Annotated in this window: 13 protein-coding genes; 5 read left to right on the top strand and 8 right to left on the bottom strand. The window is 74.1% G+C overall.

The annotated features are described in order from the left end of the window. Positions 1 to 4 precede the first annotated feature (4 nt). Positions 5 to 1,225: a cation:proton antiporter gene (locus ACFTWP_RS00185; protein WP_380260935.1), complete on the bottom strand. Its 1,221-nt coding sequence runs from the start codon at positions 1,223 to 1,225 to the stop codon at positions 5 to 7. Between the two features lie 292 nt (positions 1,226 to 1,517). On the opposite strand from ACFTWP_RS00185, the gene ACFTWP_RS00180 reads away from it, so the two are divergent. Next, the gene (locus ACFTWP_RS00180; RefSeq protein ID WP_380260933.1) at positions 1,518 to 2,408 is read left to right on the top strand and encodes a helix-turn-helix transcriptional regulator; all 891 of its coding nucleotides are present in this window, start codon (positions 1,518 to 1,520) and stop codon (positions 2,406 to 2,408) included. A 210-nt stretch (positions 2,409 to 2,618) separates the two neighbouring features. Next, positions 2,619 to 3,470, top strand: coding sequence for an aldo/keto reductase (locus ACFTWP_RS00175; RefSeq protein ID WP_380260931.1), 852 nt, complete (start codon positions 2,619 to 2,621; stop codon positions 3,468 to 3,470). A gap of 28 nt (positions 3,471 to 3,498) precedes the next feature. Here ACFTWP_RS00175 and ACFTWP_RS00170 read toward each other — a convergent pair whose 3' ends face one another. Further along, a complete protein-coding gene (locus ACFTWP_RS00170) occupies positions 3,499 to 4,491 on the bottom strand; it encodes an endonuclease/exonuclease/phosphatase family protein (protein WP_380261582.1) in 993 nt (330 codons plus the stop codon). Between the two features lie 293 nt (positions 4,492 to 4,784). Continuing rightward, positions 4,785 to 5,270, bottom strand: a complete 486-nt coding sequence (locus ACFTWP_RS00165) for a cysteine/serine endopeptidase inhibitor (RefSeq protein ID WP_380260929.1) — start codon at positions 5,268 to 5,270, stop codon at positions 4,785 to 4,787. 433 nt (positions 5,271 to 5,703) lie between these two features. Between ACFTWP_RS00165 and ACFTWP_RS00160 the strand changes: the two genes are divergently transcribed. Beyond that, positions 5,704 to 6,060, top strand: a complete 357-nt coding sequence (locus ACFTWP_RS00160; protein WP_380260927.1) for a PRC-barrel domain-containing protein — start codon at positions 5,704 to 5,706, stop codon at positions 6,058 to 6,060. Positions 6,061 to 6,298: 238 nt separating this feature from the next. Here ACFTWP_RS00160 and katG read toward each other — a convergent pair whose 3' ends face one another. Both katG and ACFTWP_RS00150 read right to left on the bottom strand, forming a co-directional pair. Further along, positions 6,299 to 8,488 (bottom strand): catalase/peroxidase HPI, encoded by a 2,190-nt coding sequence (katG, locus tag ACFTWP_RS00155; protein WP_380260926.1) that lies wholly within the window; start codon positions 8,486 to 8,488, stop codon positions 6,299 to 6,301. Positions 8,489 to 8,707: 219 nt separating this feature from the next. Then, positions 8,708 to 9,079, bottom strand: a complete 372-nt coding sequence (locus ACFTWP_RS00150; RefSeq protein WP_380260924.1) for a hypothetical protein — start codon at positions 9,077 to 9,079, stop codon at positions 8,708 to 8,710. Between the two features lie 329 nt (positions 9,080 to 9,408). On the opposite strand from ACFTWP_RS00150, the gene ACFTWP_RS00145 reads away from it, so the two are divergent. After that, entirely contained in the window at positions 9,409 to 10,377 is a 969-nt protein-coding gene (locus ACFTWP_RS00145; RefSeq protein WP_380260922.1) for an NmrA/HSCARG family protein, read from the top strand. Between the two features lie 82 nt (positions 10,378 to 10,459). Next, a complete protein-coding gene (locus ACFTWP_RS00140; RefSeq protein ID WP_380260920.1) occupies positions 10,460 to 10,783 on the top strand; it encodes a DUF3040 domain-containing protein in 324 nt (107 codons plus the stop codon). A 105-nt stretch (positions 10,784 to 10,888) separates the two neighbouring features. Here the strand turns inward: ACFTWP_RS00140 and ACFTWP_RS00135 are convergent, their stop codons facing one another. From ACFTWP_RS00135 to ACFTWP_RS00125, 3 genes are read right to left on the bottom strand one after another with little or no spacing between them, the layout of a single operon-like run. After that, positions 10,889 to 13,006 carry a xanthine dehydrogenase family protein molybdopterin-binding subunit gene (locus ACFTWP_RS00135; protein WP_380260918.1) on the bottom strand — a complete coding sequence of 706 codons (2,118 nt, stop codon included), beginning with the start codon at positions 13,004 to 13,006 and terminating at the stop codon, positions 10,889 to 10,891. Beyond that, positions 13,003 to 13,998, bottom strand: a complete 996-nt coding sequence (locus tag ACFTWP_RS00130; RefSeq protein WP_380260916.1) for an FAD binding domain-containing protein — start codon at positions 13,996 to 13,998, stop codon at positions 13,003 to 13,005. Before ACFTWP_RS00130 ends, ACFTWP_RS00135 begins: the two co-directional genes overlap by 4 nt. Further along, the gene (locus ACFTWP_RS00125) at positions 13,995 to 14,477 is read right to left on the bottom strand and encodes a (2Fe-2S)-binding protein (RefSeq protein ID WP_380260914.1); all 483 of its coding nucleotides are present in this window, start codon (positions 14,475 to 14,477) and stop codon (positions 13,995 to 13,997) included. The genes ACFTWP_RS00130 and ACFTWP_RS00125 overlap by 4 nt, the downstream gene beginning before the upstream one ends. Positions 14,478 to 14,924: the final 447 nt, after the last annotated feature.

Raw genomic sequence — 14,924 nt, 5'->3', positions numbered from 1 at the left:
GCCGTCATCCGTCCTCGTCGGGCCGTGGGCGGGCGGCGGAGTACCGGGCGGCCAGCGGACCGTAGGTGAGCCCGTGCAGGAGCAGGCTCATCAGTACCGTCATGGTCATCACCTGGCCGATCAGGTCGGCGGCGTGCGGGTCGGTGGGGGCGAGGTCGATGAAGGCGAGCAGGCCGAAGACGATGGAGGCCATGCCCCGCGGGCCGAGCCAGGCCAGCAGCAGGCGGTCCGCGCCGTCCAGGCCGCTCCCCATGAGGCTGAGCAGGACGGGGACGACGCGGACGACCGTCAGCGAGAGCGCCGCGTAGGCCACCACGCGGCCGTCGAAGTCCCCGGTGAACGCCTGGGTGACGAGCTCCCCGAAGACGAACCAGAGTGCCAACGAGAGCAGCGTCCCGGTGTCCTCGACCAGGTGCAGCGCCTTGGGCGGCAGTCGCCGGCAGTGCGGGGTGAAGCAGAGCCCCGCCACGAACGCGGCGACGAAGCCGTTCCCGTCCAGGACGATGGCCAGCGCGTACGCCGTCAGCGGCAGGGCGAGGACGGCGAGCCGGACGGCCGCGGGCCTGGTCCAGCCGGCCAGCCAGGCGCGCTGCAGCAGCACACCGCCGGGCTTGCCGACCAGCACACCCGCGAGGACGGCCCAGAGCAGGGCGTTCACCGCGGCGCCCACCGCGTCGGAGGCCGATCCCGGGCCGGCGCCGTGGGCCTCCACGCCGGCGAGGCAGAGCAGGAAGACCGGGGCGACGAGCCCGTCGTTCAGGCCGCCCTCCACCGTGAGCACGCCGCGCAGCCACGACGGCAGGCGGGAGTCGCCGATCAGCTCACCGGCCGGGGACAGGTCGACGGGCACGGTCACCGCGGCGAACAGGGCGGCGAGCCACCAGCCGCCGGCGGGGAACAGCAGGCTCCCGGCCAGGGCCCCGGCGGCCAGGGTCATCGGCAGCGCGAGGACCAGCAACCGGGCCAGCAGCCGCCGCCGTCCGCGCACGGCCCGGGCCGGCACGTGGGTGGCGTCGGAGAACAGCAGAATGGCGAGGATGATCTCGACGGCCCGTTCGGCGTCGGAGGTGGTGAGGCTGATCCGTACCACCGGGTGCGGTCCGACGGTGAGCACGACCCCCGCGGCCGTCATCGCCACCGGCGCCGTGACGCTCCAGCGGGCCAGCCGCCCGGCCACCAGGGCCCAGGCGAACAAGGTCCCCATGGTGACGACCAGGGCGATCACCCGTGCACCTGCCCTCTCCGGAGCGTGACCGCGTGGTGCCACAGCGATTCCGATCGTACGGGCGGGCCCCGGGTGCGCGGCGCAGCGATCCCAGCGTGTCGCGGTCCGCGGGGTCGAGGGCGTGAGAGGCCGGAGCACAGGCCCTGCCCGCCCCCTCGCGTCCACGGCAGGCAGACGGGCAGACGGGCAGACGGGCAGACGGGCCGAGGTCTGCCGGGGAGTGGCCAGCGGGGGTGTGGCAGGGCCCCTCTCGGCGGGCGTGTCACGCGTTCGGCGGCAGGACACTTGCAGCATGGCACCCGAGCAGCAGAGCAGCGGCGAGGAGCTGGGGCGCTTCCTGCGCGCCCGCCGCACCCAGACCAGCCCGCAGTCGGCCGGCCTCACCCCCGGGCCGGGCTTGCGCCGTACGCCCGGGCTGCGCCGCGAGGAGCTGGCCACCCTCGCCGGGGTCAGCATCGACTACTACACCCGCCTGGAACGCGGCAAGGAGACCCGTCCCAGCCCCGCCGTGGTCGACGCCCTCGCCCGTGCCCTCCGGCTCGACGACGCCGAGCACCTGCACCTGCGCGAGCTGGCCGTCCGCGCCGCCCGCTACCTGCCGCAGCCCGCTCCGGTGCCCAGCCGCACCGTGCGTCCCCAGGTGAGGCTGCTGCTGGAGACCGTACGCCCGAACCCGGCGTACGTCGCCAGTCGCAGCATGGACGTCCTCGCCCACAACCCGGGGGGCCTCGCCCTCTACGCCGGCATGACCGACTGGCCCGCCGCCCGGCGCAACATCGCCCGCTACCTCTTCCTCCATCCGGTCGCCCGCGAGGTGTTCCCCGACCGGGCGAACCAGATCCGCGGCTGCGTCGCCCGGCTGCGCGCCCTGGCCGGCACCGACCCCGACGCGCCCGACCTCACCCAACTCGTCGGCGAACTCCTCCTCAAGAGCCCCGACTTCGCCGGCCTGTGGGAGCGCTACGAGGTCACCGGCCGCAGGCACACCACCAAGACCTTCCACCACCCCCAGGTCGGCACCATCACCCTCGACTTCCAGGGCATGGCCCTCGAAGGCACCCCGGGCCACCGGATGGGCATCTACACGGCCGAACCCGGCACGCCCGACCACGACGCCATGCTCCTGCTCGACATGACCGCCCCCGACACCCGACCCAGCCGGTCGTCCGAGCAGACGCGGTGACCGACCTGGCCCCGCCGCCGACCCGGTTGCCGGGGCCGTGGGGGGTCCTGTCACTACCCCGAACAGCCCGGCCTGCCTGCGGACGCGGAAAGGCGCCAGAGTGGTTTGCGGCGCACACCCGGGCCGGCCGCAGCCGCTCACCGTGCCGGCCGCAGTTCGCTCACCGTGCCGACCGGCCGTCCCTCCACCCCGTACGACAAGGAATCCCTCATGCAGACCGTCACCCTCAACAACGGCGTCGAGATGCCGATCCTCGGCTTCGGCGTCTACCAGATCCCGCCGGAGCAGACCGAGCAGGCCGTCACCGAGGCCCTCGCGGCCGGCTACCGGCTGCTCGACACCGCCGCCGCCTACGGCAACGAGGAGGCCGTCGGCCGGGCCGTCAAGAACAGCGGCATCCCGCGCCGGGAGCTGTTCGTCACCACCAAGCTGTGGGTCCAGGACGCCCCCGCCGAGGCGAACACCCGGCGCGCCGTGGAGAAGTCCCTGGACAAGCTGGGCCTGGACCACCTCGACCTGTACCTGATGCACCAGCCCTTCGGCGACGTGTACGGCCAGTGGCGCGCCATGGAGGCCGTGAACCGCGAGGGCCTGGTCAGGGCGATCGGCGTCGCCAACTTCCATCCGGACCGGCTGCTGGACCTGATCTTCAACAACGAGATCACGCCCGCGGTCAACCAGATCGAGACCCACCCGTTCTTCCAGCGCGCCGCCGAGCAGGACCTGATGCGCGAGCACGGTGTCCGGCACCAGTCCTGGGGCGGCTTCGCCGAAGGCAAGAACGACCTGTTCACCCACCCCGGCCTCGGCGAGATCGGCCGGGCCCACGGCAAGTCCGTGGCGCAGGTCGTGCTCCGCTGGCTGGTCCAGCGGGGCGTCGTCACGATACCCAAGTCGGTCCGCCCCGAGCGGATGGCGGAGAACTTCGACGTCTTCGACTTCGAGCTGACGCAGGAGCAGATGACCCGGATCGCCGCTCTCGACACCGGCACGACGCTGTTCTTCGACCACCGCGACCCCGAGATGGTCGCCTGGCTGAGCCGGCGCCGTCTGGAGGGCTGAGCAGGCACCACCCGGAGGGCTGCGGGATTCACCAGGTGAGTCGGGCCGCCACCGGCAGGTGGTCGCTGCCGGTGGCGGGCAGCACCCACGAGCTCGTCGGCTGCACGCCGCGGACCAGGATCTGGTCGATCCGTGCCACCGGGAACGTCGCCGGAAAGCTGAAGCCGAAGCCGCTCCCGGCCGCGGCCTGGGTCGAGCGCAGCTGCGAGGTGATGTCGGCGAACGCCCGGTCGTCCGTGGTGCCGTTCAGGTCGCCCAGCAGTACCACCCGCTGGTTCTCCTCGGCCGCGACGGCCTCGGCGAGCGCCTGCGCGCCCCTGTTCCGGCTCTCCGTCCAGAACCCCGCCCTGGGATTGACCCGTACCGACCCCAGGTGGGCCACGTACACCGCCAGGGGACCGTGGGCCGTGGCCACCGTCGTGCGCAGCGCCCGGTTGTAGGGCATCTTGGTCTCGGCCGGCTTGGCGTCCCCCAGCGGCCCGGCGTCCATCCTCAGGTCGACCGGCCGGGTGTCGGCCAGCGGCAGCCTGCTCCACAGTCCGACCGTGCCCTGCACCGTGTGGAACGGGTACGCCGTCGCCAGGTCCCTCTCGTACAGCGGTCTCACCTGCGGGGTGATCTCCTCCAGGGCCAGCACGTCCGCGCCGGAGGCGGCCAGGTCGCGGGCGGTGCCGGCCGGGTCGGGGTTGTCCGCGCCGACGTTGTGGGTGGCCACGGTGAGGTCGCCGCCCGGCCGGGACCGGTCGGCGAGCAGCCCGCCGAAGAGGTTCAGCCACACCGCGGCCGGCAGCAGCAGCGCGACCACCGCGGAGGCGGAGCGGCGCCGCAGGGCCAGGGGCAGCAGGATCGGGATGGACAGGCCGAACCACGGCAGGAGGTTCTCCACCAGGCTGCCGAGGTTCCCGATCCGGTTCGGGAGCCGGGCGTGCAGCAGCATGAGCAGGCCGAGCAGCAGTGCGAGCGCCGTCAGCACCGGGCCGCGCTTCCAGGGCCCTGGCCGGGACGGCACTGCCCGGCGGATGCGCGCCCGCCAGGTACCGGCGCCGGTCTCCGGACGGCCGGCGCCGCCCGGTCCGGTCTCCGCGGTGTCGACCCGCGTCGTCGCCTGTCCTCGTTCGATGCCGGTCACTGCTGCGCCTCGGATCCTGGGTGGTCGGCCTGCGTACGTGGGCAACCATCGCAGCACTGCGGCCGTACCCGTTCCGCGGGGAGGTCCACCAGGCCTGCCGCGGCATCGCCGGCCTGCCGATCCGTCCCGGTCAGCGCCGCTCTGCGGGGCTGGCGCCGTCGACGCGGTCCTGGCCCCGTCGGGTCTCAGCGGCCGATCGTCGAGCCGGTGATGGGGTCGGTGAGCGGGATGGTCCGGCCGGCGAGGCCGGTCTTGACGAACTGCCAGCTGAGACCGTTGATCACGCCTTGCCCGAGAGGGGCGAAGGTGGCGAAGGCGGGCTGGCTGAGGTCGATGTGGGTGGAGTCGCAGGACGGACACTTGTCCTTGACGGGCACGGTGATGGTCCTGCCCTGGTACGTCACCTTGACGGCGATCCCCTTACAGAGCGGGTCGTTGTTGGGGTTGGCGGTGGTCCACCAGGTGTGCGAGACGGCCACCAGCAGTTGGGTGGAGGCGTTGATCTGGGTGCCGCAGGCGCCGTAGCCGGCGTCGGTGTAGTAGGTCGCCTTGCCGGTCATCGGCTTGTTGATCGGGATCGCGGCGCTGGCGGTGCCCGCACCGAGGGCGATCAGCGCGGCGGCGGCGAGCGGGGCGCCCGCCCAGATCCTGAGGTTCCTGGTGATGCGCACGGTGTCCTCCGGTGTGTGTCGGCGGCATGGCCGGGCAACGGGCCGAGGGGCGGTCACATGGGCCGTGGGGGTGATGAGTTGACGTCCCGTACGGCTTGCCCGGGAGGAACCTATGCGGGGGGTGAACGGAGGTCCATACCTTTGGCATGTTGTCATGGACACAAGGCAGGATGCTTTACCAAGAAGGGTGGAGGGGAGGACCATGCGCGCCGGCGCGGGCGGCCGGCGCGTGCTGCCCGCCGCCGGCGGCAGCGGGGCAGGGCGCCGCCCGAGCGCCGGAGTCGGCCACGGCGGGCGGGGATCCTCCGGGCCCGCGTCGCGCCGGTCACCGCGGGGCTGTGGTGGTGGCCGGGCCGGGACCGGGGCACGCTGGGAGGGCACGGTGCAGGTCACCCGGGCTGCGCGGCCCGGGCCCCACGAGAAGGAGCTACCAGTGATCCAGGTAGGCGACATCCGCGAATGGCGCACCCACGCCGTCGTCGATCCGGGCGGCCACAAGATCGGCACCCTGGAGGCGATCTACGTCGACACCGGCACGGACGCGCCGTCGATGGCCACCGTGCAGGTCGGCCTCCCCACCCGCCACCGCCTCGTCTTCGTGCCCCTCGACCGCGCCGTCGTCGGCCCCGGCTACGTGAAGGTCGCCTACGACAGGTCCCTGGTGAAGGCCTGCCCCGCGATCGGTACCGACGACATCCTCCCGGCCGAGGACGAGGCGGCGGTCTTCAAGCACTACGGCCTCGACTACAAGCCGGGCGCCGGTGGGGAACGTAGGCTGGCCCGCCCCTGAGCCGAGCCCGGCCCGCCCCCGAAGGTGGCCCACCGGCTCGGACGTCCCCATGCCGCCGCCGCACCGGCACCCATGCCGCGCGGAGCGGTCCGGTACGGCGCCCCTCGCGCGCGCCGGAGGCCGCCACCCTGCTCGGGTGGCGGCCTCCGGGACTGCTCAGAACTCCGGCACTGCTAGCAGGAGCGGGCCCGGGGGCCCGCCGGGGCACCGCGGCCCGGCCGGCGCGCTGCTCGGCCGGTCAGCGCAGGTCGAACCGGTCGAGGTTCATCACCTTGTCCCACGCCGCCACGAAGTCGCGCACGAACTTCTCGTCCGCGTCCCCGGCGGCGTAGACCTCGGCAATGGCCCGCAGCTGGGAGTGCGAGCCGAAGACGAGGTCGACGGCGGTGGCCGTCCACTTCGTCCCGCCCGTCGTACGGTCCCGCCCCTCGAAGACGTCGGCGTCCGACTCCGAGGTCTTCCACACCGTGGCCATGTCGAGCAGGTTGTCGAAGAAGTCCTTGGTCAGCGCCTCAGGACGCTGCGTGAGGACGCCGTGCACGGAGCCCCGGAAGCCGGTGTTCAGCGCCCGCATGCCGCCGACCAGGACGGTCATCTCGGGTGCGGTCAGCGTCAGCAGGTTCGCCCGGTCGAGCAGCAGGGTCTCCGGCGACAGCTTCTCCCCGGCCCGCAGGTAGTTCCGGAACCCGTCCGCCCGCGGTTCGAGCACGGCGAACGTCTCCGCGTCGGTCTGCTCCTGCGAGGCGTCCGTGCGCCCCGGCGCGAACGGGACGGTGACGGCGTGCCCGGCGTTCCGCGCGGCCTGCTGGACCGCCGCGCAGCCGCCCAGGACGATCAGGTCGGCGAGCGAGATCTTCTTGCCGCCGCTCTGCGCGCCGTTGAAGTCCCGCTGGATCTCCTCCAGCCGCCGCACCGTCTCGACCACCTCGGGCTGGTCGTTGACCTCCCAGTCCTTCTGCGGCGCCAGCCGCAGCCGCGCCCCGTTGGCCCCGCCGCGCTTGTCGGTGCCGCGGAAGCTCGCCGCCGCCGCCCACGCCGTGGTGACCAGCTGCGAGACGCTCAGGCCGGAGTCGATGATCCGCTCCTTGAGGGCGGCGACGTCCGCGTCCCCGACCAGCTCGTGATCGACCGCGGGGACGGCGTCCTGCCACAGCTGCGGTTCGGGGACCCACGGCCCGAGGTAGCGGGACACCGGGCCCATGTCGCGGTGCAGCAGCTTGTACCAGGCCTTGGCGAACGCCTCGGCGAGCTGGTCCGGGTGCTCGTGGAAGCGCCTGCAGATCGGCTCGTAGACCGGGTCCTGCCGCAGTGCGAGGTCCGTCGTCAGCATCATCGGGGCGTGCCGCTTCGCCGGGTCGTGCGCGTCCGGCACGGTGTCCTGCGCGGCGGGGTCGGTGGGCGTCCACTGCTTGGCTCCGGCGGGACTGGTGGTCAGCTCCCAGTCGTACCGGAACAGGTTGTCCAGGTAGCCGTTGTCCCACCGCGTCGGCGCGCTGGTCCACGCGCCCTCCAGACCGCTGGTGAGCGTGTCGGCGCCCTTGCCGCTGCCGTACGTGTTGTGCCAGCCCAGGCCCTGCTGCTCGAGGGGGGCGGCCTCGGGCTCCGGGCCGAGGTAGGACGGGTCGACGGCGCCGTGGCACTTGCCGAAGGTGTGGCCGCCGATGATGAGTGCGACGGTCTCCTCGTCGTTCATGGCCATCCGCCCGAAGGTCTCCCGGATGTCGCGGGCGGCGGCCAGCGGGTCCGGATTGCCGTTGGGGCCCTCCGGATTCACGTAGATCAGCCCCATCTGCACGGCGCCGAAGGGATTCGCGAGTTCACGGTCGCCGCTGTAGCGCTCGTCGCCGAGCCAGGTGTCCTCGGAGCCCCAGAAGATCTCCTCGGGCTCCCAGATGTCCTCGCGTCCGAAACCGAAGCCGAACGTCCTGAAGCCCATGGATTCCATGGCGCAGTTTCCGGCGAACACGAGGAGGTCGGCCCAGGAGATCTTCCGGCCGTACTTCTGCTTGACCGGCCACAGCAGCCGCCGCGCCTTGTCCAGGCTGGCGTTGTCCGGCCAGCTGTTGAGCGGCGCGAAGCGCTGGGCGCCGCTGCCGCCGCCGCCCCGGCCGTCGGCGGTGCGGTAGGTGCCGGCGGCGTGCCAGCTCATCCGGATGAACAGCGGCCCGTAGTGGCCGTAGTCGGCGGGCCACCAGTCCTGCGACGTCGTCATCAGCTCGACGACGTCCCGCTTCAGCGCGTCGACGTCGAGGTCGGCGAACTCCGCCGCGTAGTCGAAGTCCTCGTCCATCGGGTTGGAACGGGGCGAGTGCTGGTGCAGCACCTGGAGGTCCAGCTGGGTGGGCCACCAGTCCCGGTTCGACCTGGGACGGGTCGATGTGGGGGTGGGGGAGGGAATTACTGGGTTTTCGCTTTCGCTGCCGGACACGTCCGCCCCTTCTTCCTCGCTCGGTTTTTCTGCCCCTTCGCCGGTATGGTCCCTCGCCGTGGACCGTATGACGGGAAGAACACGCAGGGCGCCGCCTCTCGGCGGTGGGGGAGTGATTTTCGAGCGTGGTGGATTGCGTGACGTGTGATCCCCCGAGACTTCCGATTCCTCCGGTCCTCCCGAGTCACCGTTTCGCCCCGGCCCGGCGGCCGGCCCGGGTCATGCCGGACCGAGGTGGACCACGGTCCTGACCTCAGCGCCCCGTACCTCGGTGTGCGGCTCTCCCACGTCGGCGAAGCCCCGCAGGGCCGCCACGACGTGGTCGACGCGCTCGCGCGGGCCGACGATCTCCGCGGTGATCTCCCCGAGCAGCCGGTGCTCCGCACCGATCCGACGCCCCGGGCCGTCGACCCGGAAGCCCCGGACCCAGGCGTGCGGGGGTTCCGCCGCGGCGATCGCGTCCCCGGGAGCGAGGAAGACGTCGGTGTTCGGCTGGGGGACGAACGCGCCACCCAGGGCACGGTGGACGTCGAGCGCCGTCTCCTTCGTGCCGCCGTTGAGGTGGACCATCACGTACTCGTTGGAGGGCAAGGCGACACCAATCTCTCCTGGCCTACAGACCGGCCCGCATGTGCCGACTGCCCGGAGGGCGCACGAACTCGCGGCCGATGCGCCGCCCGGCACCTTCAGGATCGCTTCCGGCGGCGTCGGCGGCATCACGGCGCGAATGGCGGGGTGATGCGGACGGACCGGCGCACCGTCCGCCGCGTGCGCCCGGCCCCGGTGACCGCCGGCCGGAGGTACCGCCCGCGCGGCCGGCACGCGCGGGCCCGGCTCCGCTCGGCTTGCCGGGAGTCGCGGCATGGGGTGCGCTTGAGGCGTTGACCCGGACACGGAGCGTAGGCGAGGAGACGGCGGCCATGGCCGAAAAGAAGATCATCACGGTGTTCGGCGCGACCGGCTCCCAGGGCGGAGGACTGGTGCGCGCGATCCTGGCGGACCCCGACGGCGAGTTCGCCGTCCGCGCGGTGACCCGGAACCCGGACTCGGACCGGGCGAAGGCCCTGGAGCGGCTGGGGGCCGAGGTGGTCCGGGCCGACATGGACGACGCCGACACCCTCGGCCCCGCCCTGGCGGGAGCGTACGGCGCGTACCTCGTCACCGACTTCTGGGAGCACATGTCCGCCGAGCGGGAGAAGGCCCAGGCCGCGGCCCTCGCCACGGCCGTGGGGCACGCGGGTGTGCAGCACGCCGTCTGGTCCACGCTGGAGGACACCCGCGAGTGCATTCCGCTCGACGACGACCGGATGCCCACCCTGCAGGGTTCCTACAAGGTGCCGCACTTCGACGGCAAGGCCGAGGCCGACCACTACTTCACCGACGCCGGCGCGCCGACGACCTTCCTGCGCACCACCTTCTACTGGGAGAACCTGCTCGGCGCCTTCGCGCCGCAGCGCGGGGAGGACGGCGTCATCCGGATCACCTTCCCGATGGGCGACCACCGGCTGTCGGGCATCGCCGTGGAGGACATCGGCAAGACCGCGCTCGCCGTCTTCAAGCGCGGCACCGACCTCATCGGCGCCACCGTCAGCATCGCCGGCGAGCACCTGCGGCTCGCCGACATGGCGGCGGCCCTCACCGAGGCCGTCGGCGAGCCGGTGACCTACCTCCCCCCGACCCCGGACGCCTTCCGTGCGTTCGGCTTCCCCGGCGCGGACGAGGCCGGGAACATGTTCCAGTACTACGCCGACTGCGAGGAGCGGTTCACCGGAGCGCGCGACCTGGCGGAGGCCCGGGAGCTCAACCCGGAACTCCAGACCTTCGCCACCTGGCTGGCGGCCCACCGGGACGAGCTGCGCGCCGCCTGGGGGGCGGGCGCCCCCGGGTGATCGCCGGTCGGCCGCTGCGGGCCGGGACCAGCGGCGGGACAATGGCGGTCGGAGGCGGTTCCGGCCTGATGAGGTGACGGTGATGTCCCACCTGACGATCCGCGAGCGCCGAGCACTCGCCGACATCGAACGTCGGGTCACCGCGGAGGACCCCGAGTTCGCCCGCGCCCTCGCCCGGCCGCTGCCCGGGCGGGAGCACAGCGGGCACCTCCGGCGGATCGCCGGGTACGGCCTGCTGCTCGCGGCGGGTGCCGCGCTCGTCCTCGCCTCGGTCGCCGCGCACGGGGTCGGGGCCGTACTGGCCGTCGTCCTCCTGGTCGGGGTCGTGCCGAGCTGTCTCTGGCTGGCCGCCGAGGCGTTCGCACGCCGCCGCCGCACCCGTCGTCGTCCGCGCCGAAGCCGCTGAGCAGGGCGTCCCGGACCGGCGACGCCCGCGGTCGCCGGCCCGCCGCGAGGGTGGCCACGACGCCCGCCCCACCGCCTCGGCCCTCGGCGCGGTCCCCGCCCGGGTTCAGGGCCCGCCGAGGCGCCCCAGCAGGGCGCGCGCACCGATCGGCAGCTCCCGGACCCGTACGCCGGTCGCGTGGTGCACCGCGTTGGCGACCGCCGCGGCCGTGCCGACGATGCCGATCTCGCCGATGCCCTTCGAACCCATCGGGCTGACGTGCAGGTCCTCCTCGTCGATCCAGTGGGCCTGCACGTCCGGCACGTCGGCGTTCACCGCGACGTGGTACGAGGCGAGGTCCCGCTCCGCGTGGTCCCCGAACTCCGGGTCCATCGTCGACTCCTCCAGCAGCGCCATCGACGCGCCCATCACCATGCCGCCGAGCAGCTGCGAGCGGGCCGTGCGCGGGTTCAGGATCCGCCCCGCGGCGAACACCCCGAGCAGTCGCCGCAACCGCACCTCGCCCGTGTCCCGGTCGACCTGCACCTCGGCGAACTGCGCGCCGAACGCGTGCCGGGCGAACTCCGTGCCCCGCTGGACCAGCTCCCGGGTGTCGGCGCCCGCCGACAGGCCCTCCGGGGGCACCGGGACCCCCTCCGCCAGCCGCCGCGCCAGCTCCGACGCCGCCGCGTGGACCGCCCACCCCCACGACGAGGTGCCGCTGGAGCCGCCCGCGACCCCGCCGCGCGGCAGGTCGCTGCGCCCGATCTCGGCCCGGACGCGCTCCAGCGGTACGGCCAGCACCTCGGCGGCGACCACCGCCAGCACCGTCCGGGCCCCCGTCCCGATGTCGGTGGCGTTGACCCGCACCACGAACGTGCCGTCCGGCTCCGCCCGTACCTCGGCCGCCGCCGACCCGATCAGCACCGGATAGGTGGAGGCCGCCACGCCCGTCCCCACCAGCAGCCGGCCCTCGGAGCGCCCGACCGGACCGCGCCGCTCCCAGCCGAAGCGACGCGCCCCCTCGCGCAGGCACTGCGCCAGGTGCCGGCTGGAGAAGGGCCGGCCGCTGTCGGGCTCGGTGTCCGGCTCGTTGCGCAGTCGCAGCTCCACCGGGTCGAGGCCGCAGGCCAGCGCCAGCTCGTCCATCGCGGACTCCAGCGCGAACATGCCGGTGGCCTCGCCCGGGGCCCGCATCCAGGACGGCGCCGGCACGTCCTGCCGCACCACCCGGTGCGTGGTCAGCGAGGCCGGGGAGCGGTACATCACCCGGGCCGGCACGGCGGCCTGCTCCACGAACTCCTTCAGTGTCGAACAGCGGGTCAGGATCTCCTGCGCGAGCCCCTCGATCCGCCCGTCGGCGCGTGCCGCCAGCCGCACCCGCTGCACGGTCGGCGCCCGGTGGCCCACCACGGCGGCGAGCTGCGCGCGCGGCAGCGCCAGGCGCACCGGCCGCCCGACCACCCGGGCCGCCATCGCGGCGAGCACCACGTGCGGCCGGGGGGTGCCCTTGCAGCCGAAGCCGCCGCCGACGTGCTCGCTCACCGCCAGCACCTGTGCGCGCTCCAGCCCGAACAGCGCGGCCAGCACCCGCTGCACCTCCCCGGTGCCCTGGCTGGAGTCGTACACCGTCAGGCGCCCGCCGTCCCACCAGGCCGTCGCGGCGTGCGGCTCCATCGGGTGGTTGTGCAGCGGCGGCGTGCGGTAGGTGGCGTCGATCCGGACGTCCGCCCCGGCCCAGGCGGCCCCGAGGTCGCCGCGCGCCCGGTCGGCCGGGTGGCCGCCGTTGGCCTCCGCCGGGGCGTAGACGCCCGGGTGGTCCTCGACGAGTACGACGTCGTGCGGCTCCGCCGCGTACCGCACGCGCACCTCGGCGGCGGCCTGTTCGGCGGCCTCGACGCTCTCGGCGACGGCCAGCGCCACGTACTGCCCGCGGTACGCGACCCGGGGGCCCTGCAGCACCGCCAGCGTCGGGTCCTCCGCCTGCGCGAGGCGCGGCGCGTCCAGGTGGGTGAGCACCGCCAGCACCCGCGGGTCGGCCAGGGCCGCCGAGGTGTCGATCGCGGTGACCGCGCCGCGGGCCACCGTGGCGGGCACCGGGCAGGCGTACAGGCAGCCGGCCGGCCGCAGGTCGTCGGCGTAGCGGGCGGCGCCGGTGACCTTCTCCCGCCCCTCCAGGCGTGGGTGGCCGCCCGACGGGCCGCTGGTCGGGCTGCTGGTCGGGCCGCCCATCGGGCCGTTCATCGGGCCGCTCCCTGCGCGGCGAGGTCGCACAGCAGCCGGACACCCAGGTTGCGGGCCAGCGGCACCTTGTAGGCGTTGTCGCGCAGCGGCCGGGCGTCCGCGAGCTCCGCCTCCAGCGCCGCCGCGAACGACGCCTCGTCCGCGGCGGCCCCGAGGAGCAGCCGTTCGGCGGTCAGGGCGCGCCAGGGCTTCGGCGCGAGCCCGCCGAACGCCACCCGCAGGTGGGTCACCCGGCCGTCGCGCACCGCCAGCACACCCGCGGCCGAGGCCAGCGCGAAGGCGTACGACGCACGGTCGCGGACCTTGCGGTAGGCGGACACCGCGCCCGGCACCGGCGGCGGCAGCCGGACGGCGGTGATCAGCTCGCCGGGCAGCAGCCGGTGCTCCTCGTGCGGCCGGTCGCCGGGCAGCCGGTACAGGTCGGTCACGTGCAGGGTGCGGGCGCCGTCCGGGCCGAGCAGCTCCACGTCGGCGTCGAGCGCGGAGAGGGCGACCGCGAGGTCCGAGGGGTGGGTGGCGATGCAGTGCTCGGAGGCGCCCAGCACCGCCAGGTCGCGGTGCACGCCCTCCCGGGCGGGGCAGCCGGTGCCGGGCCGGCGCTTGTTGCACGGCTTGGCGGTGTCCTGGAAGTACGGGCAGCGGGTGCGCTGCAGCAGGTTGCCGGCGGTGGTCGCCCGGTTGCGCAGCTGCCCGGACGCCCCCGCGAGCAGCGCCTGCGACAGCACCGGGTACGCCGTGCGCACGCGCGGGTCGGCCGCCAGGTCGGCGTTGGTCACCAGCGCGCCGACCCGCAGGCCGCCGCCGTCGAGGGGGGCCACCCCGCCCAGCGGCAGCCGGCCCAGGTCGACGAGCAGCCGGGGCCGCTCCACGCCCAGCTTCATCAGATCGACCAGGTTGGTGCCACCCGCCAGGTACCGGGCCTCGGGGCCGCCGGCGAGCAGTTGCACGGCCTGCGCAGCGTCGGTCGGCCGCAGGTAGGCGAACTCCCTCACGACGCGACCTCCACCACGGCCCGCACGATGTGCGGATAGGCGCCGCAGCGGCAGATGTTGCCGCTCATCCCCTCCCGCACCGCGGGCTCGTCCAGCACCTCGCCCGCGGCCGCGGCCTCGGCGAGCAGCCCCACCGCGGAACAGAGCTGCCCGGGGGTGCAGAACCCGCACTGGAAGGCGTCGTGGTCGAGGAAGGCCCGCTGGACGGGGTGCAGGTCGCCGCCGGCGGCCAGGCCCTCGACGGTGGTCACCGCGGAGCCGTCCGCGGTGACGGCGAGGACGAGGCAGCTGTTCACCCGCCGGCCGTCCAGCAGCACGGTGCAGGCACCGCACTGCCCGTGGTCGCAGCCCTTCTTGGTGCCGGTCAGCGCCAGCTGCTCCCGCAGCACGTCCAGCAGGGTGCAGCGGTTGTCCAGCAGGAGTTCCCTGCCCGCGCCGTTCACCTCGACGGTGACGCGGGTCGTGTGGGTGGTGATCATGCGTGTCGCTTTCGTCGCCCGGCCGGGCCGCGGAAGGCGCCACCCGGAGGGCATCCGTCCCACCGGATCCCCGCGCCGACACCTGCGCGGGGCGCCGATCACCGGTTCGGCCATCCACCGGGCGCGCCCGTCGGGACGCTCCGGGGCCGAGCGAGGAGGGGCCGCCGGGCCGCTGAGCCCGGAGAACACGCCGCTGGCGACCCTCCTGCCAGGCTCGTCCGGCTCCGCCGGCACGGTGGCCTACAGTCCGGACGCCCACACGCCGGCCGCCACCACCGACCAGGGGGTCGCCGGTGGAACCTCGACGTCGACGCGGCCGTCCGGCGGATCTGCACGAGCAGCGCCGGCGCCCTGGACGAAGCACGGTGGCAGCGCCACGTCCGGCAGGTTCCGTACACGCCGCCCTGCCCGTCGAGCTGACGAACGGTCACCTCACCCGTCACAATG

This window comes from Kitasatospora sp. NPDC057015 (genome assembly GCF_042673745.1).
Classification (GTDB): Bacteria; Actinomycetota; Actinomycetes; order Streptomycetales; family Streptomycetaceae; genus Kitasatospora.
The sequence above is the reverse complement of the archived record's forward strand: the minus strand, read 5'-3'. Positions and strand labels throughout refer to the sequence as shown.